Source organism: Micromonospora sp. Utrum1 (assembly GCF_057197805.1).
In genome coordinates this window covers 2,428,693-2,445,688 of the sequence record NZ_CM170071.1, presented here as the reverse complement: position 1 = coordinate 2,445,688, position 16,996 = coordinate 2,428,693, and the positions used below count along the sequence as shown (strand labels likewise).

General features: G+C 74.8%; 17 protein-coding genes and 1 pseudogene. 9 read left to right on the top strand and 9 right to left on the bottom strand.

Annotated features, from left to right (window positions below):
• The first annotated feature begins 36 nt into the window (after positions 1-36).
• On the top strand, positions 37-261 hold the full coding sequence (locus AC0OLQ_RS11730; protein WP_148426973.1) for a DUF3072 domain-containing protein: 225 nt from the start codon (positions 37-39) through the stop codon (positions 259-261).
• A 1-nt stretch (position 262) separates the two neighbouring features.
• Here AC0OLQ_RS11730 and AC0OLQ_RS11725 read toward each other — a convergent pair whose 3' ends face one another.
• From AC0OLQ_RS11725 to AC0OLQ_RS11715, 3 genes and pseudogenes are all read right to left on the bottom strand, one after another.
• Entirely contained in the window at positions 263-763 is a 501-nt protein-coding gene (locus AC0OLQ_RS11725) for a metallophosphoesterase family protein (RefSeq protein WP_484531341.1), read from the bottom strand.
• A 51-nt stretch (positions 764-814) separates the two neighbouring features.
• A pseudogene (locus tag AC0OLQ_RS11720) lies at positions 815-919 on the bottom strand (short-chain dehydrogenase); the annotation flags it as partial.
• On the bottom strand, positions 874-2,745 hold the full coding sequence (locus tag AC0OLQ_RS11715) for a glycoside hydrolase family 15 protein (protein WP_484531340.1): 1,872 nt from the start codon (positions 2,743-2,745) through the stop codon (positions 874-876). The pseudogene AC0OLQ_RS11720 and the gene AC0OLQ_RS11715, both read right to left, overlap by 46 nt.
• Positions 2,746-2,855: 110 nt before the next feature.
• On the opposite strand from AC0OLQ_RS11715, the gene AC0OLQ_RS11710 reads away from it, so the two are divergent.
• Positions 2,856-3,443: a YflT domain-containing protein gene (locus AC0OLQ_RS11710; protein WP_484531339.1), complete on the top strand. Its 588-nt coding sequence runs from the start codon at positions 2,856-2,858 to the stop codon at positions 3,441-3,443.
• Between the two features lie 51 nt (positions 3,444-3,494).
• Here AC0OLQ_RS11710 and AC0OLQ_RS11705 read toward each other — a convergent pair whose 3' ends face one another.
• Entirely contained in the window at positions 3,495-4,079 is a 585-nt protein-coding gene (locus AC0OLQ_RS11705; RefSeq protein WP_357333023.1) for a DUF1684 domain-containing protein, read from the bottom strand.
• Between the two features lie 138 nt (positions 4,080-4,217).
• On the opposite strand from AC0OLQ_RS11705, the gene AC0OLQ_RS11700 reads away from it, so the two are divergent.
• Both AC0OLQ_RS11700 and AC0OLQ_RS11695 read left to right on the top strand, forming a co-directional pair.
• Entirely contained in the window at positions 4,218-4,700 is a 483-nt protein-coding gene (locus AC0OLQ_RS11700) for a MarR family winged helix-turn-helix transcriptional regulator (RefSeq protein WP_357333024.1), read from the top strand.
• Positions 4,701-4,711: 11 nt separating this feature from the next.
• Positions 4,712-5,698: a pirin family protein gene (locus AC0OLQ_RS11695; protein WP_484531338.1), complete on the top strand. Its 987-nt coding sequence runs from the start codon at positions 4,712-4,714 to the stop codon at positions 5,696-5,698.
• Positions 5,699-5,765: 67 nt separating this feature from the next.
• On the opposite strand, the gene AC0OLQ_RS11690 is transcribed toward AC0OLQ_RS11695, so the two are convergent.
• Positions 5,766-5,894, bottom strand: coding sequence for a hypothetical protein (locus tag AC0OLQ_RS11690; protein ID WP_255509960.1), 129 nt, complete (start codon positions 5,892-5,894; stop codon positions 5,766-5,768).
• A 138-nt stretch (positions 5,895-6,032) separates the two neighbouring features.
• Between AC0OLQ_RS11690 and AC0OLQ_RS11685 the strand changes: the two genes are divergently transcribed.
• Positions 6,033-7,622 carry a phospholipase D family protein gene (locus AC0OLQ_RS11685; protein ID WP_484532327.1) on the top strand — a complete coding sequence of 530 codons (1,590 nt, stop codon included), beginning with the start codon at positions 6,033-6,035 and terminating at the stop codon, positions 7,620-7,622.
• Here the strand turns inward: AC0OLQ_RS11685 and AC0OLQ_RS11680 are convergent.
• On the bottom strand, positions 7,571-8,326 hold the full coding sequence (locus AC0OLQ_RS11680; protein ID WP_484531337.1) for a hypothetical protein: 756 nt from the start codon (positions 8,324-8,326) through the stop codon (positions 7,571-7,573). The two genes, AC0OLQ_RS11685 and AC0OLQ_RS11680, sit on opposite strands and share 52 nt — an antisense overlap.
• Before the next feature lie 356 nt (positions 8,327-8,682).
• On the opposite strand from AC0OLQ_RS11680, the gene AC0OLQ_RS11675 reads away from it, so the two are divergent.
• Entirely contained in the window at positions 8,683-9,507 is an 825-nt protein-coding gene (locus tag AC0OLQ_RS11675; RefSeq protein WP_357333027.1) for a SigB/SigF/SigG family RNA polymerase sigma factor, read from the top strand.
• Positions 9,508-9,599: 92 nt separating this feature from the next.
• Here AC0OLQ_RS11675 and AC0OLQ_RS11670 read toward each other — a convergent pair whose 3' ends face one another.
• A complete protein-coding gene (locus tag AC0OLQ_RS11670; protein ID WP_484531336.1) occupies positions 9,600-9,740 on the bottom strand; it encodes a hypothetical protein in 141 nt (46 codons plus the stop codon).
• 96 nt (positions 9,741-9,836) lie between these two features.
• Here AC0OLQ_RS11670 and hrpB point away from each other — a divergent pair, with 96 nt between their 5' ends.
• Positions 9,837-12,419, top strand: coding sequence for an ATP-dependent helicase HrpB (gene hrpB / locus AC0OLQ_RS11665; protein ID WP_484531335.1), 2,583 nt, complete (start codon positions 9,837-9,839; stop codon positions 12,417-12,419).
• A gap of 5 nt (positions 12,420-12,424) precedes the next feature.
• Here hrpB and AC0OLQ_RS11660 read toward each other — a convergent pair whose 3' ends face one another.
• Positions 12,425-13,150 (bottom strand): PP2C family protein-serine/threonine phosphatase, encoded by a 726-nt coding sequence (locus AC0OLQ_RS11660; RefSeq protein ID WP_484531334.1) that lies wholly within the window; start codon positions 13,148-13,150, stop codon positions 12,425-12,427.
• 204 nt (positions 13,151-13,354) lie between these two features.
• On the opposite strand from AC0OLQ_RS11660, the gene AC0OLQ_RS11655 reads away from it, so the two are divergent.
• Positions 13,355-15,964, top strand: a complete 2,610-nt coding sequence (locus tag AC0OLQ_RS11655; protein WP_484531333.1) for a glycoside hydrolase family 9 protein — start codon at positions 13,355-13,357, stop codon at positions 15,962-15,964.
• A 64-nt stretch (positions 15,965-16,028) separates the two neighbouring features.
• Positions 16,029-16,349 (top strand): DMT family transporter, encoded by a 321-nt coding sequence (locus AC0OLQ_RS11650; protein WP_484531332.1) that lies wholly within the window; start codon positions 16,029-16,031, stop codon positions 16,347-16,349.
• 39 nt (positions 16,350-16,388) lie between these two features.
• Here AC0OLQ_RS11650 and AC0OLQ_RS11645 read toward each other — a convergent pair whose 3' ends face one another.
• Positions 16,389-16,979, bottom strand: coding sequence for a GNAT family N-acetyltransferase (locus tag AC0OLQ_RS11645; protein ID WP_484531331.1), 591 nt, complete (start codon positions 16,977-16,979; stop codon positions 16,389-16,391).
• Between the last annotated feature and the right edge of the window lie 17 nt (positions 16,980-16,996).

Below are 16,996 nucleotides of genomic sequence, written 5' to 3'. Positions count from 1 at the left end.
GGTAGTGGTACACCTGTTCGAGGAGAGGTGATCATCATGGCCGACCGCAGCAACGGCAGCAAGGACCCCGTCAACCCGGACGCCGCCGTCAAGGACCCGGACGACTGGGTCACCGGCGACGAGCCACCGACCGCGGCGCAGGAGTCGTACCTGCACACCCTGGCCCGGGAGGCCGGCGAGGAGGTGCCGGAGGGGCTGACGAAGGCCGAGGCGTCCCGCCGGATCGACGAGCTCCAGGCCGAGACCGGCCGCGGCCGGTGAGTCAGCGCGGGGGCAGGCGGTGCAGCTCGACCCGGTCGAGCCGCCCCGCCGCCACCCGCGCCGTCAGGTAGGTCGCGTGCGGCTGGGCCCGCCGGTCGGTGGGTGAGCCGGGGTTGAGCAACCGCAGCCCGCCCGGGGCCACGCTGTCCCACGGGATGTGGGAGTGCCCGAAGACCAGCAGGTCGCAGTCACCGAAGGCGGCGGCGCAGCGCTCCTCCCGGCGGGTCTTCGGCCCGGTCTCGTGCACCACGGCCACCCGCAGCCCGGCCAGCTCGACCCGGGCCACCTCCGGCAGCCGGGCGCGCAGCGGCGGCCCGTCGTTGTTGCCGTACACCCCGACCAGCCGGCGGGAGCGGGCCTCCAGGGCGTCCAGCAGGGACACGTCCACCCAGTCGCCGGCGTGCAGCACCACGTCGGCGGCCTCGACCGCCGACCAGAGCGGCGCCGGCAGGTCCCGCGCCCGCTTCGGCACGTGCGTGTCGGCCATGATGACCAGCTCCATCCCCCGATCCTGCCCGCCACCGCGCCCGCTGTCGCGCGGGGGCGCGCCCCGTCAGGCGCCCCGGCCCCGGTTCCCCAGCAGGCCACCGTCCATGAGGTGGGTCGATCCGGTCACGTACTCGGCGTCGTCGCCGGCCGGGACGACGGCCGCGCCCGCTCCGCGGTGACCGCGCCGGCCGGCACGGCCGATCGGTCGGTCCGGCCGCGGAGCCGCTCGGCGGCCGCGGTGATCCGGCCCGCGGCGTTGATCAGGCCGATGTGCGAGAAGGCCTGCGGGAAGTTGCCCAGCTGCTCGCCGGTGGCCTCGTCGATCTGCTCGGCGTAGAGCCCGAGATCGTTGACGTGCGCGGCGACCTGGGCGAACAGCCGCCGGGCCCGGCCCAGCTCGCCGGCCTCGGCCAGGCAGGCGGCCAGCCAGAACGAGCAGATCACGAAGCCCGCCGGGTCGTCGTTCCAGCGCCGCAGCAGGCCGTCGCGGGACAGCCGGCGCTCGACCACGTCGATGGTGGCGCGCATCCGCGGGTGGTCGGCGGGCAGGAAGCCGACCAACGGCATGATCAGCACCGAGGCGTCCAGCTCGTCGGAGTCGAACGCGCCGGTGTACGCCCCGACGCGGTCGCTCCAGCCCCGGCCGAGCACCGCCGCGCGCACCTCGTCCCGGGCGGTCGCCCAGCGCGCCACGTCGGCGGGTTCGCCGATCCGCGCTCCGAACCGGACGGCCCGGTCCAGCGCGGTCCAGCACTGCACCTTGGACGACAGGTAGTGCCGCTCGGCGTCGCGCGCCTCCCACATCCCGGCGTCGGGCCGGCGCCACTCCTGCGCCGCCTGATCAGCCAGGGCGTGCAGCAGGTAGCGCACGTCGGCCGACATCGGGTCGAGGTAGTGGCGCATCAGCCACGCCGCGTCGAGGACCTCGCCCAGCACGTCCATCTGCCGCTGCTGCCAGGCGTCGTTGCCGACCAGGACCGGCCGGCTGCCGGCGTACCCGGCGAGGTGGTCGAGGCGGTGCTCGGTGAGGTCCCGCTCGCCCTCGACGCCGTACATGATCGGCACCGGCTCGTCGTCGATCCGGCCCATCGCCCGGGCCACCCAGGTGAACTGCCGATCCGCCTCGTCCGGGCAGGCGGCCAGCCAGAGCGCCTGGAGGGTGAGGCTGAAGTCGCGGAGCCAGACGAAGCGGTAGTCGTAGTTGCGGGCGCCGCACACCTCCTCGGGGAGCGAGGTGGTGGCCGCCGCGACCACCGCCCCGCTGGGCCCGTAGGTCATCCCCTGCACCACCATCGCGCTGCGGCGTACCAGGTCACGGTATTCGCCGTCGTAGTGGTGCAGGCCGGCCCAGGACCGCCAGCCGGCCACGGTGTCCGCCACCGCCTGGTCGGCGTCGGGCAGCGCCGGCGCGCCGTCGCGGTAGGTCGGGGCGTACCCCAGGGTGAAGTGGTGGGTGCTGCCGGCGCGGGCGGTGAACCGCCCGGACGCGCCGCCCGCGCGGCAGGTCATCGGCACGTTGGCGCGCAACTCCAGCCGGCATCCGCCGGCCGTCGCCCCGATCACCCCGTCGGCGTCGGTGAGGTAGGCGCGGACCCGGCCGTACTCGAAGCGGGGCGCGTAGTCGACCCGCATGGGCACCTCACCGGCGAGCCCCTCGACCACCCGGGCGAGCACCCGCGGCGATCGCAGCCCGATCTCGTGCCCGCGCGCGCCGGGCTCCAGCGCCAGCGCGTCGGTGACGGCCACCGTCCCGGTCGCGGTGCGGAAGACGGTACGCAGCACGAGCGCGTCGTCCAGATAGGACCGGGTGCTGGTGAACTCGCCCGCGGGCCGGATGCTCCAGTGCCCGGCGTCGTCGTCGAGCAGCCGCCCGAACACCGACGGCGCGTCGAAGCGGGGCGGACACCACCAGTTGATCGAGCCGGCCCGGTCCACCAGGGCCGCGCTGTGCCCGTCGGCGAGGAAGCCGTGCTCGCTGATCCATCCGGTCGGCACGGCGGTGGCTACCCGGCCCGGCGGCCACCATGCGCGCCCCATCCGTCCCGGCCGACGCGTTACCGCCCGACGGCGGTGGGAACGCGGCGGGTTGACGAAGGAGGATGCTCATGACCAATCCCTCGAGTCCGACCGCGGCCTGGCGGCCGGGGATGCCGGGCAGCGACAACCTCCCGTCCGGTCCGAGCGGCCGTCCGTTGCCGCCGAGCGGGGACGGACACGGGCCGCAGGCCGGCCCACCGACCGTCACGATCGGGTCGTATCCGGACTATCCGTCCGCACAGCGGGTGGTGGACTATCTGGCGGACAACCGGTTCCCGGTGGAGCGGACCGCGATCGTGGGGACCAACCTCACCCTGGTCGAGACCGTGATGGGCCGGCTCACCACGGGCCGGGCCGCCCTGCTGGGTGCGGGCACCGGCGCCTGGTTCGGCCTGTTCATCGGGTTGCTCTTCGGCATCTTCACCGCGGGGAACTGGTTCGCGGTGATCCTGGTGGGCCTGGTGATCGGCGCGATCTGGGGCGCCGTGTTCGGCGCCGTGGCCCACGCCATGACCGGGGGGCAGCGCGACTTCACCTCGGCCAGTTCGCTGCGGGCCAGCCAGTACGCGGTCACCGTGGACGCGGACGTGGCCGACCAGGCCCGGCAGCTGCTCGGCCGGATGCACCTGACCCCGACCGGCGCCACCGCCCGCTGACCGGTCGATCCCCGACGCCCCGGCGCACCGTCGCGCCGGGGCGTCAGCCGTTCAGTGGTAGGAGCGCTCGCCGGCGCGGATCGGGACGTCGACCCGGTTCTCCGGCGGGGCCAGCGGGCAGGCCCACCGGTCGTCGTAGGCGCAGCTCGGGTTGTAGAGGTAGTTGGCGTCGAGCCGGACCCGGTTGCCGGGCAGCACGGTCAGCCCTCGCCCGAAGGTCCCCTTCACCGTGTCGGTCAGGTAGCGCCCACCGCCGTACGCCTCGCTGCCGCAGGTGGCGTCGCGCAGCGGGACGAACAGCCCGCCCCCGTACGCCTCGATCCACCACAGGGTGAGCGGCCCCCACGGCGTCTCGGCGATGGCCACCCGCCGGTATCGCACCACCCCGTCGGGACCGCCGGTGTCAATGGTCTCGGTGCCCGAGGCGGGGCGCAGCGGCGCCTCCACCACCGCGGCCGGGTCGGGTGGGAACCAGCGCAGCCCGGTGAAGCCGGGCCGGTCGGCGGGCGGCAGCGGGCTGCTGGGGTGGCTGCGGAACAGCTCGTCCCGGGCAGCCCGGAAGCCGGCCAGGTCGAGGTCGGAGAGGTAGAGCCGGGCCACCCGCTCCCGCCAGTCCTGCACGTCGAGATCGTCCACCCCCCGACCCTAACCGGCCCGAGCCCACCGGGCCGCAGTTCAGATTCGAAAGTTGCCGCTCGCAAGCATCGGTGTCGCACGGGTCACCACCGCGCGGAGGCCCTTGTTTAAATTTTAAGTAGTGCTACTCTCATAGCCATGACGGAGAGCCTGGACGCCGAGCGGTCGGCCTGCTGGCGGGCGTACATCGAGGCGAGCCAGCGGTTGTTCACCCGGCTCGAGGACGATCTGCGCGTCGACAGCCAGCTGAGCTTCGCCGACTACCACGTGCTGGTGCTGCTCTCCGAGGCGCCGGGGCAGCGGCTGCGGATGGGCGAGCTGGCGGGCCGGCTGGTGTTCTCGCCGAGCCGGCTGACGTACCAGATCTCCTCGATGCAGAAGCGCGGCCTGGTGGCCCGGGAGTCCTGCCCCGAGGACCGGCGGGGCAGCGAGGCGGTGCTCACCGCCGCCGGGCTGCTGACGCTGCGCGAGGCCGCGCCGCACCACCTGCGCTCCGTGCGCACCCACCTGATCGACGACCTCGACGACGCCGAGGTCGCCTGCCTCACCCGGGTCTTCGAACGGCTCGGTCGGCGCCTGGGCGCCGACCGCGACGCGTCGTCCACCCCGGCCGACAACTAAGGAGCCCCGCGATGCCCGCGATCACCGTCGACGACGTCCTCGTCCTGCCCCGCCTGCCGGAGCTCGCCGAGTCCACCACCTACCGCCCGGTCCGCCGGGTGACCACCGCGCCGAGCGGCTACGAGGGCGAGGGCTTCCCGGTCCGCCGCGCCTTCGCCGGGGTCCCGCTGACCGAGCTGGACCCGTTCATCCACCTCGACCAGATGGGCGAGGTCGACTACGCGCCGGGTGAGCCGAAGGGCACCCCGTGGCACCCGCACCGGGGCTTCGAGACGGTGACCTACATGATCGACGGGATCATGGACCACCAGGACTCGCAGGGCGGCGGCGGCACCATCACCGACGGCGACACCCAGTGGATGACGGCGGGCCGCGGCCTGCTGCACATCGAGGCGCCGCCGGAGCACCTGGTGATGAGCGGCGGCCTCTTCCACGGCCTCCAGCTCTGGGTCAACCTGCCCCGGGTGGCGAAGATGAACCCGCCGCGCTACCAGGACATCCGCGGCCGGGAGTCGGCACTGCTGACCACGCCCGACGGTGGCGCGCTGGTCCGGGTGATCGCCGGCGAGGTCGCCGGCCACCGGGGCCCGGGCTCGACCCACACGCCGATCACCATCGCGCACGTGACGCTCCAGCCCGGCGCCGAGCTGAACCTGCCCTGGCGGCCCGACTTCAACGCGCTGGTCTACGTGTTGGCCGGCCGGGGCACGGTGGGCACCGACCGGCGGCCGATCCACCTCGGCCAGCTCGCGGTGCACGGTCCGGGCGACGCGCTGCGGGTCACCGCGGACGCGCGGCAGGACGCCAACACCCCGGCGCTGGAGCTCTACATCATGGGCGGCCAGCCGATCCGCGAGCCGGTGGCGCACTACGGCCCGTTCGTGATGAACACCCGGGCCGAGCTGGTCCAGGCGGTCGAGGACTACCAGGCCGGCCGGCTCGGGGTCATCCCGGCCGAGCGGCTGCCGCACAGCGGCGGCGAGGGCGACCGTCCCTGACCGCTCGAACCGACGGGCGTCCCGGTTCCCCGGGGCGCCCGTCGCCGGTCCTGCGGAGTCGGTGAGCTCAGGAGACGGCGAAGATGCCGGCCACCCCGAGGATCACCATCAACAGGACCGCCACCAGCGCCCCCCGCTCCCCCTCCACCGCCTGCTCGCGGTATTCGGTCACGGTGTTCGTCGTCTCGGCGGGCATGCTGTGGCCTCCTCGGTTTCGCGATCCAGGGGTCGGTGCACCCCCGCGCGAGCACCCCGCCGACCTGGGGCGGTCGGCGTGCGGGGTCGTGCCGGGGGTCCTACCGTGAGGACGTTGTCGACCTCGGGAGGCTGGAACGTGTCGATGCGGGACTGGTTCCTCTCCGCACAGGAACGCGCCAACCCACGGTCTGAGTTACCCGTCTGGACGAGCGGAAACCTCGCCGAGCCGTTGATTCACGGCGGCGCGTACTTTGACCGGCTGGTCAGCGAGGTGGAGCAGCTCCGGGCCGGCGACCACCTCTTCTTCACCGACTGGCGCGGCGACCCCGACCAGCGGATGCGGCCGGACGGGCCGACGGTGGCGCAGCTGTTCGCCCAGGCCGCCCAGCGCGGGGTGATCGTCAAGGGCCTGATTTGGCGCTCCCACCTCGACGCCCTCTCCTACAGCGAGGAGGAGAACCGCGACCTCAGCGAGGCGATCTGCGCCGCCGGCGGGGAGGTGCTGCTCGACCAGCGGGTCCGCCGCGGCGGCTCGCACCACCAGAAGCTGGTGGTGCTGCGCCACCCCGGCGCCCCGGAGCGGGACATCGCGTTCGCCGGCGGGATCGACCTCTGCCACAGCCGGCGCGACGACGCGGCGCACGGCGGCGACCCGCAGGCGGTCGCCATGTCCCCCCGGTACGGCCCGCACCCGCCATGGCACGACGTCCAGCTCGCGCTCCGCGGCCCGGTGGTCGGCGCGCTGGACACCACGTTCCGGGAGCGGTGGACCGACCCGATGCCGCTGGACTCGGAGAACCCGATGGCCTACCTGCGGGACCGGCTGCGCGGCTCCGACCTGAGCCCGGACCCGCTGCCCGACCAGCCCGCCGACCCGCCGGCCTGCGGGCCGCACCACGTCCAGGTGCTGCGCACCTACCCGGCGGTACGCCCGCGCTACTCGTTCGCCCCGCACGGCGAGCGGACCGTGGCCCGCGGCTACACCAAGGCGGTCCGCCGGGCCCGCCGGCTGATCTACCTGGAGGACCAGTACCTCTGGTCGACCGAGGTGGCCGACCTCTTCGCCCGTGCCCTGCGCGCGCAGCCCGAGTTGCACCTGGTGGCCGTCGTGCCCCGGCACCCGGACGTGGACGGCCGGTTGGCGCTGCCGCCGAACATGGTCGGGCGCGCACAGGCCCTCGAGCTCTGCGACCGGGCCGCACCGGACCGGGTGCACGTCTTCGACGTGGAGAACCACGAGGGCACCCCGGTCTACGTGCACGCAAAGGTCTGCGTGGTGGACGACGTCTGGGCCAGCGTGGGCAGCGACAACTTCAACCGCCGCTCGTGGACCCACGACAGCGAGCTGTCCTGCGCGGTGCTGGACGACACCCGGGACGAGCGGACCCCGACCGACCCGGCGGGGCTGGGCGACGGAGCCCGGGTGTTCGCACGGGACCTGCGGCTGCGGCTGTGGCGGGAGCACCTGGACCGGGACCCGGACGGCGGGGCGGACGACGACCTGCTCGACCCGGCTGACGCGGTCGCGGCGATCACCTCGGCGGCGGAGGCGCTGGAGCGGTGGCACGAGTCCGGGCGCACCGGGCCCCGCCCGCCGGGGCGGCTGCGACCGCACCGGCCGGAGCGGCTGTCCTGGCGGACCCGGCTCTGGGCGCTGCCCGCCTACCGGCTGGTCTACGACCCGGACGGCAGGCCGCTGCGGGCCCGGCGCGCCGGCACCTGGTGAGCCGTCGCGAGTTCATCCTCGGTCGGCAGCGGCGCGTCCAGCGCGTCCGGCCGGGCCGGGTACGCGAACGACACCCGGGGCGAGTAGTAGCCCCAGCAGATCTGTAGCGGGTTGGCCGGGCGGAGCGCGTAGACCGGGTGCTCCGGGGCGAGGAACTCCACCGACTCGACCTCGAACGGCGACACCGGCTCGGCCACGTACGGGTAGTCCGCGACGATCAGCTCGCCGTCGCGGGCGGTGACGTAGCGGTGGTGGCCGTTGTAGGCCGCGGTGCCGGTGTGCCCGACCTGGGCGGCGACCTGGATGAGCGGCCGGCCGTCGGCCCACGTCTCGGCGGTGAGCCGCCCGCCCCGGATTTCCACCAGCGTCTCCCCCGTCCCGACGGGGGCGCCCCGGGCGGACGCGTACTGCCGGACCCGCGGGCTGGAGGCGAGGTAGTGGGTCCACCAGCCGCCGGGGGTCTCTCCGTCGGGCGGCTCCATGTCCGCGAGTGAGACACCGAGGAAGGTGAGCGAGTACGCGCCGAACCCGGAGGTCTGGGACTCGTCGTCCACCACGTACTGGCAGAGGAAGACCTGGTGGTCGGGGCGCGGGCGGAGGCCGGCCGGGACGAGCGCCGCGACCGCGTCGGGGTCCGCCGGGAGCCAGCTGAACAGCAGGGTCCGGGCGTTGACGACGAGTTGCGGAGCGGCGGGATCCAGCACGGTGCCTCCGTAGACGTGTACACCTGGACGCTACGGGCGGTCCCGTCGGCGGGACAAGGACGGAAAGGCGACAGTCTGCGACAACTGTCGGGTTTCACGTTGACCGGTCGGTCCGCAGGTTCGTCCGTCCGGGCAGCCGAGCCCGACCGCCTCGCACCACAGCGCGCGTCGGCCATCCGAGGGGTATCTGCCCGGATTAAGGCCCTTCATGCTGTGACACGGCTTAAGTACATCGTACTTTCGGCTAGATTTCCTCAGACCGATCAGGTTAAGGTGGCTTCCGAACGGCCTAACTGAAGCTAAACCGAGGCGTCACGTCTTTTTGTATCGCGGACGAGGTGCAGGGAGGACCACCCATGACCGCGCACACGATCAGCGAGCCGGCGACGACAGCGCCGTCCACCTCCGAGAAGCTCGACCCGCGGGCGCTCACCGACAGCGCCGCCAACCTGCTCAACGCGATGGCGGCGCTGCCCGCCAACCACCCGTCGCGCCCCGCGCTGCGCGACCGGGCGATCGAGGCCTGGCTGCCGCTCGCCAACCACCTCGCCCACCGCTACAGCGGGCGGGGCGAGCCCACCGACGACTTGGCGCAGACCGCCGCCGTCGGCCTGATCAAGGCGATCGACAAGTTCGACCCCTCCCGCGGCGTCGACTTCGCCGGCTACGCCATCCCGACCATTATCGGCGAGCTGAAGCGCCACTTCCGCGACCGCACCTGGGACATCCGGGTGCCGCGTCGCCTCCAGGAGCTGCGGCTGGCCATCTCCGACGCCAACAGCTCGCTGCTGCAGACCCTCGGCCGCTCGCCGACGGTCGCCGACATCGCCAGCCACCTCAGCCTCACCGAGGAGGAGGTCCTGGAGGGCCTGGAGGGCGCCCGCGCCTACAACGCGGTGTCGCTGTCCACCCCGACCGGCGACGGCGACCGGGCCACCGAGCTGGGCGACATGCTCGGCGGCGAGGACGGCGAGTTCGAGCTGGCCGAGCTGCGCGTCGCCCTCGGGCCGGCGCTGGCCACGCTCGACGAGCGCGAGCAGAAGATCCTCACGCTGCGCTTCTACGGCAACCTGACCCAGTCGCAGATCGCCGAGCAGATCGGCGTCTCGCAGATGCACGTGTCCCGGCTGCTAGCCCGGGCACTGACCAAGCTGCGCGGGCAACTCGACGGAACGTACTAGGGGGTGGCGGCGGTGGCCGGGTCGGCGGGCCCGGCCACCGTTGACGTCCACTCAGGCCCGGCCGGCGGTGCGCCGGCCGGGCCGTTCCGCGCTCAGCGCAGCACGCGGTCGCCCGGTCCGACGGGCAGGTGCCGGGACACCGCGGCGCGCCAGCCGGCCAGGCCGTCGCCCGGCAGGTGCCGGGTCGCCGCGAAGGCGGCGGCGGAGGATTCGTCGTACGCCATCATCGCCATGACCGTCACTCCACGCGAGGAACCGGTCACGGTCAATGTGACAAGTGGAACAGGACCCCGCGCCGGCCGCCCCGTTGAGGGTGCGAGAGTGGGTCCGTGCTTGCCGACGTCTCCCTGGACCTGCCGGTCCGGCCGGTGCTGCCGGCGCTGGTCGAGGCGCTGGGCGCGGCCGGCACGGCGGTCCTCGTGGCGCCCCCGGGCACCGGCAAGACCACCCTGGCGCCGCTCGCGGTGGCCGCCGAGGTGCCCGGCCGGGTGGTGATCGCCCAGCCCCGCCGGGTGGCCGCCCGGGCCGCCGCGCACCGGATGGCCGCCCTGCTCGGCGAGCGGGTCGGCGAGCGGATCGGGTACGCCGTGCGTGGCGAGCGCCGGGTCGGTCCGCGTACCCGGGTGGAGGTGGTCACCACCGGGCTGCTGGTCCGCCGGCTGCACCGCGACCCGGAGTTGCCCGGGGTCGGCGCGGTGCTGCTCGACGAGGTCCACGAGCGGCAGCTCGACGCCGACCTGGCGCTGGCGTTCACCGTGGACGCCCGCGGCACGCTCCGGCCGGACCTGTGGCTGCTGGCCATGTCGGCCACCCCGCAGGCGGACCGGTTCGCCGGGCTGCTCGGCGGGGCCGCTCCCGCGCCGGTGATCCGGGCCGAGGCCGCCCTGCACCCGGTGGACCGGGTCTGGGCGCCGCCGCCCCGCCCGGTCGCCGCGCCCGGGGCGGGCCGGGTGGACCCGGCGCTGCTGGACCATGTGGCGGCGACGGTGCGCCGGGCGCTGCGCGAGCGGGACGGGGACGTGCTGGTCTTCCTGCCCGGCGCCGGCGAGATCACCGCCGTGGCCGGCCGCCTGGCCGACCTGCGGGACGCGGTCGCCGTGCTGCCGCTGCACGGCCGGCTCCCCGGCGCCGCGCAGGACGCCGCGCTGCGACCGGTCGATCGGCGCCGCGTCGTGCTGGCCACCGCCGTGGCGGAGAGCAGCCTGACCGTGCCCGGGGTCCGCGTCGTGGTGGACGCCGGGCTGAGCCGGGTGGCCCGCACCGACCTGGCCCGAGGGTTGGGCGCGCTGGTCACCGTGCCGGTGTCCCGGGCGGCGGCCACCCAGCGGGCCGGCCGGGCCGGGCGGGAGGCGCCGGGCGCGGTCTACCGGTGCTGGTCGGAGGCGACCCACGCCCGACTGGCCCCGCAGCCCGAGCCGGAGATCGCCACCGCCGACCTGACCGGGTTCGCGCTGGAGCTGGCTGCCTGGGGCACCCCGGACGGCGCCGGGCTGGCCCTGCCCGACCCCCCGCCGCCGGCCGCGCTGGCCGTCGCCCGCGAGACGCTGACCACGCTCGGCGCGGTCGACGCGGACGGCCGGATCACCGCCCGCGGGCGGGCCATCGCGGCGGCCGGGGCACATCCCCGGCTGGCCCGGGCCCTCCTCGACGGCGCGGAGCGGGTCGGCGCCGACCGGGCCGCCGAGGTGGTGGCACTCCTCGCCGACGAGACACTGGCCGGCGCCGGCGACGACCTGACCGCCCTCTGGCGCCGCCTGCGCACCGCCGCCGACCCGCCGGCAACCGCCCGCTGGCGCGCCGAGACCCGCCGCCTCCGCACCACCCTCCCCACCCCGCCCCGTTCCCGCGATCTTGCAGTTGGCGCCCCGACAGAAGGGACGAAAGCCCCAGGACGCGGGCACAAAGTGCAAGATCGCCGGGCAGAGGGGCTTCCTGATGATCTTGCGGCGGGGTTGCTGGTGGGGTTGGCGTATCCGGAGCGGTTGGCGCGGGTGCGGCGGGCGGGTGGGTCGGCGTACCTGATGGTTGGCGGGACCGCGGCGGAGCTGGTGGGCGGGTCGGGGCTGGTGGGGTCCGAATGGCTGGCGATCGCGGTGGCCGACCGCTCCCCCGGCGCGCCGGCCGCCCGGGTCCGGCTGGCCACCCCCGTTGACGAGGCGACCGCGCGGGAGGCCGGCGGGCCGCTGCTGCGCGCCGCGCGGGAGGTCGGCTGGTCCGGCGGTGACGTGGTGGCGCGGGAGGTGGTCCGGCTCGGCGCGATCGAGCTGGTCGACCGGCCTCTCGCCGCGCCGGACCCGGCGCGGCTCGCCGAGGCGGTGCTCGCCGGGCTGCGCCAGGACGGCCTGGCGCTGCTCACCTGGACGCCGGAGGCCACGGCGCTGCGCCGGCGGCTGGCCTTCTGCCGGCAGGCGCTCGGCGACGAGTGGCCGGACGTGTCCGACGCCGCGCTGCTCGCCGCCGCACCCACGTGGCTGGGCCCGGAACTGGCCCGCGCGCGCCGCCGGGCCGACCTGGCGCGAGTGGACGTGGCGGCGGCGCTGCGCCGGCTGCTGGACTGGCGGCAGGGGGCCCGGCTGGACGAGGTGGCGCCGGAGCGGCTCCCGGTGCCGAGCGGATCGCGGATCCGGCTGGACTACGCCGACCCGGCCGCCCCGGTGCTGGCGGTGAAGCTCCAGGAGACGTTCGGCTGGCGGGACGCGCCGCGGATCGCCGACGGCCGGGTGCCGGTGCTGCTGCACCTGCTCTCCCCCGCGGGCCGGCCGGTGGCGGTCACCGCCGACCTAGCCTCGTTCTGGCGGACCGGCTACCCGCAGGTGCGGGCGGAGCTGCGCGGGCGCTATCCCCGCCACCCGTGGCCGGAGGACCCGACCAGCGCCGAGCCGACCCGGCGCGCCAGCCCGCGCCGACGCTGACCCGGTTACTCGTCGATCACGTCGGCGATCACCACGGTGACGTTGTCGGGGCCGCCGGCCCGCAGCGCCAGGTCGATCAGCTTGGCCGCGCACGCCTCCCGGTCCGGGTAGCCGCCGAGCACCTCGGCGAGGGTGTCGGGGCGGACCACGTTGGAGAGGCCGTCGCTGCACAGCAACCAGCGGTCGCCGGCCCACGGCACCATCGTCGCGTAGGTCGGGGAGACCTCGTCGCCCTGCAACGCCTGGGTCACCACGGCCCGGCGGGGGTGGCTGCTCGCCTGCTCGGCGGTGATCACGCCCTGGTCGACCAGCATCTGCACGAAGGTGTCGTCCCGGGTGACCTGCTTCAGCACGCCCTCCCGGAACAGGTAGGCCCGGGAGTCGCCGACGTGGGCCAGCGCCAGGCAGCTGCCGGTGCGGGCGAAGAGCAGCGCGGTGAGGGTGGTGCCCATGCCCTGGCGTTCCGGGTCCTCTTCGACCGCCTGCCGGATCCCCGCGGTGGCCAGCTCGATGCCGCCCTGGAGGGCGGCGACCAACGCGTCCTCGGGGGTCTCGACGTCCAGCGGCGCGAACGCGTCCATCGCGATACGGCTGGCCAGGTCACCGGCGGCCATGCCGCCCATGCCGTCGGCGACGGCGACCAGCCAGCTGCCGGCGTGCTGGGCGTCCTGGTTGCCACTGCGGATCAGCCCACGGTCGCTCGCCCCGACGGAACGAAGCTTCAGGGTCATGGGAGGCAGCCTGCCAGTTGGAGGGCTCGGTTGTCTCTAGGAGATCAGGACCATGCTACGCGGCGCGGCGAATCTCACTGTCGGCGCGGCGCGCGGCCATCGGACCGGATCGATTGACAGCCGGCGACCGCGCTGGAACCATCGGCCTGATATTGGGAGCGCTCCCAGCTCTCGACCCGTCCCCTGCGCACGGAAGGAACCTCCGTGACCCCATACCGACGTCGGCTCATCGCCCTCGCCGCGGCCACCACCCTGGCGCTCACCGGCGGCACCGCCGGCCCGGCCCGCGCCGAGGTGCCGCCGGACGCCCCCGAACAACTGCGCAACGGCGACTTCAGCGCCGGCACGTCCCCCTGGTTCTCCTACGGCACCGGCGACCTCGGGGTCACCGACGGGCGGCTCTGCACCACCGTCGCCGGCGGCCTGGCCAACCCCTGGGACGCCGGCATCGGGCAGGACGCGGTGCCGCTGACCGCCGGCGCCGAGTATGAACTCTCCTTCGACGTCTCCGCCACGCCCGGCGCCGCCGTCCGGGCGGTGCTCCAGCTCGGCAGCGCCCCCTACACGACGTACGCCAGCGTCGACGCGACCGCGACCGACGCGGCCCGGCACGTCGTCACGACGTTCACCGCCCCCGCCGACAACGCCGGCGCCCAACTCATCTTCCAGGTCGGCGGCAGCCCCGACGCGCAGACGTTCTGCCTGGACAACGTCTCGCTGCGGGGCGGCGAGGCGGCGCCGCCGTACGAGCCGGACACCGGGCCGCGGGTGCGGGTCAACCAGGTCGGCTATCTGCCCGGCGGGCCGAAGAACGCCACCGTGGTCACCGACGCCGCCGAGGCGCTGCCCTGGCAGCTGAGATCGGCCGCCGGGACCGTGGTGGCCGACGGGACCACCACTCCGCGCGGCGTCGACCCGGCGTCGGGGCAGCAGGTGCAGACCGTGGACTTCTCCGCGTACCGCACCCCGGGCTCCGGCTACACCCTGGTCGTCGACGGCGAGACCAGCCACCCGTTCGACATCTCCGGCACCCTCTACGACCGGCTGCGCGCCGACTCCCTCCAGTTCTTCTACGCCCAGCGCAGCGGCACCCCGATCGACGGCGACCTGATCGGGGCCGCCTACGCCCGCCCGGCCGGCCACCTCGGCGTCGCGCCCAACCAGGGCGACACCGACGTGCCCTGCCAGCCCGGCGTCTGCGACCACCGCCTCGACGTGCGCGGCGGCTGGTACGACGCGGGCGACCACGGGAAGTACGTGGTCAACGGCGGCATCGCCACCTACCAGCTGCTCAACGCCTTCGAGCGGACCAGGACCGCGGAGACCGCCGCCGGCGGCGCGGCGCTGGGCGACGCCACCCTGCGGGTGCCCGAGCGCGGCAACCAGGTCCCGGACATCCTCGACGAGGCCCGCTGGGAGCTGGAGTTCCTGCTGCGCATGCAGGTGCCGGCGGGCCAACCGCTCGCCGGGATGGTCCACCACAAGGTCCACGACCGGAACTGGACCGGGCTGCCGCTCGCCCCGCAGGACGACCCGCAGCCGCGCGAGCTGCACCCGCCGTCCACGGCCGCCACGCTCAACCTGGCCGCCGTCGCCGCCCAGTGCGCCCGCCTCTTCGCGCCCTACGACGCCACGTTCGCGGCCCGCTGCGGCGCCGCGGCGAAGACCGCGTACGCGGCGGCCAAGGCCCACCCGGCGGTGTACGCCTCGGCGGCCGACGGCACCGGCGGCGGCGCGTACGACGACACGAACGTGACCGACGAGTTCTACTGGGCGGCCGTCGAGCTGTGGCTGACCACCGGCGAGTCGGCGTACCTGACCGACCTCACCGCCTCGACGCTGCACACCGCCGACGTCTTCGGCGCCGGCGGGGCGTTCGGCTGGCAGAGCGTGGCCGCGCTGGGCCGGCTCGACCTGGCCACCGTGCCGAACGGCCTGCCGGCCGCCGAGCGGACCCGGATCCGCGCCTCGGTGACCGCCGCGGCCGACCGCTACCTGGCCACCGTGCGGGACCAGGCGTACGGGCTGCCGCTGCCCGGTGCGGCCGACGCCTACGTCTGGGGCAGCAACAGCAACCTGGTCAACAACACGATCGTGCTGGCCACCGCGTTCGACCTGAGCCGGGACGCGAAGTACCGGGACGGGGCGGTGCAGAGCGCGGACTACCTGCTCGGCCGCAACGCGCTGAACATGTCCTACGTGACCGGCTGGGGCGAGCAGCACGCGCGCAATCAGCACAGCCGGATCTTCGCCCACCAGCTGGACCCGGACCTGCCGAACCCGCCCGCCGGTTCCCTGGCCGGCGGCCCGAACGCCGCCCTCCAGGACCCGTACGCGGCCAACCTGCTCGCCGGCTGCAAGCCGATGTTCTGCTACGTCGACGACATCAACTCGTACGCGACCAACGAGGTGGCGATCAACTGGAACTCGGCGCTGGCCTGGCTGGCGTCGTTCCTCGCCGACCAGGGCGACGCGGCGGCCGTGCCGGCGCCGACCTGCGCGGTCACGTACACCACCCACGGCAGCTGGCCGGACGGCTTCACCACCCAGGTCACCGTCCGGAACACCGGCACGGCGGCGGTGAACGGGTGGAGCGTGCGGTGGGCGTTCACCGGGGACCAGCGGGTGCGTAGCTGGTGGTCGGCGAAGGTCAGCCAGTCGGGGGCCACGGTCACCGCGCGGAACGAGTCGTGGAACGCCCGGATCGCGCCCGGCGGCACGGTCACCTTCGGTCTGAACGGCACCACGGCCGGCGGCCCGAACCCCAACCCCAACCTGATCACTCTCAACGGCGCCGCCTGCACCGTCTCCTGACCGGCCTGGTGGCCTCCCGGGCGATGGGAGGCCACCACCGCCGGACAGGCGTGATCATGGGGGCATGGCCTACCTTCTCCTGCTCGGCGCGATCGCCGCCGAGGTGATCGGCACCAGCCTGCTCAAGGCGACCGACGGTTTCACCGCGCTCTGGCCCACGCTCGGCGTCGCGGTCGCGTACCTGTCGTCGTTCGGGCTGCTCTCCCTGACGGTCAAGGACATCCCGGTCGGTGTGGCGTACGCGATCTGGTCCGGGCTCGGCACCGCGGCGATCATGGCGATCGGGGCCGCCTTCCTCGGCGAGCCGCTGAGTCTCGCCAAGGTGGTCGGCGCGGGCCTGGTGATCGCCGGGGTGGTGGTGCTCAACCTCGGCGGCGCGCACTGACAACGGAACCCGGCGGGACGCCCGCGGCGCGAGCCGGCGTCAGGCCACCGGCCGGCGCATGGCGACCCGGTCGGCCGGGTCCAGCCCCAGTGCGGCCTCGGCGGCCAGCAGCCCGGCCAGCCCCGGGGTCACCTCGGCCGCGGTCAGCTCCCGGAACCCGCAGCGGGCGTAGTACGGGCCGTTCCACGGCACGCTGCAGAATGTGGTCAGGGTCAGCGCCGGCAGACCCCGCCCGGCGGCCCACCCGGCCACCTCGTCGAGCAGGCCACGGCCGATCCCCCGCCGGGCGTACGCGGGATCGACGCTGAGCTGCTGCACGTGCGCGCAGCCGTCGACCAGCTCGACCACGGCGAAGGCCACGGGCCGGTCCGCGGCGTCGACCGCGACGCGGAGCCGTCCGGCCCGCTGGGCGGCGGCCAGCACCTCCCGCGGCAACGGCGGCATGTCGGCCACGTCCGCCATGCCGATCTCCCGGAACGGGGCGCCGGAGGCCACCTCGATCCGCTGCACCTCGGTCACCTCGTCGGCCCGGGCCACCCTGCTGCGCTCCACGGCCCCCGACCCTGGCAGAGCGACCCGTGCCCCGCGAGCGGATTTCCCGCCCGCACCGGTCGACCCGACGTGCCGCACGCCAGGTCGGCGAGCTG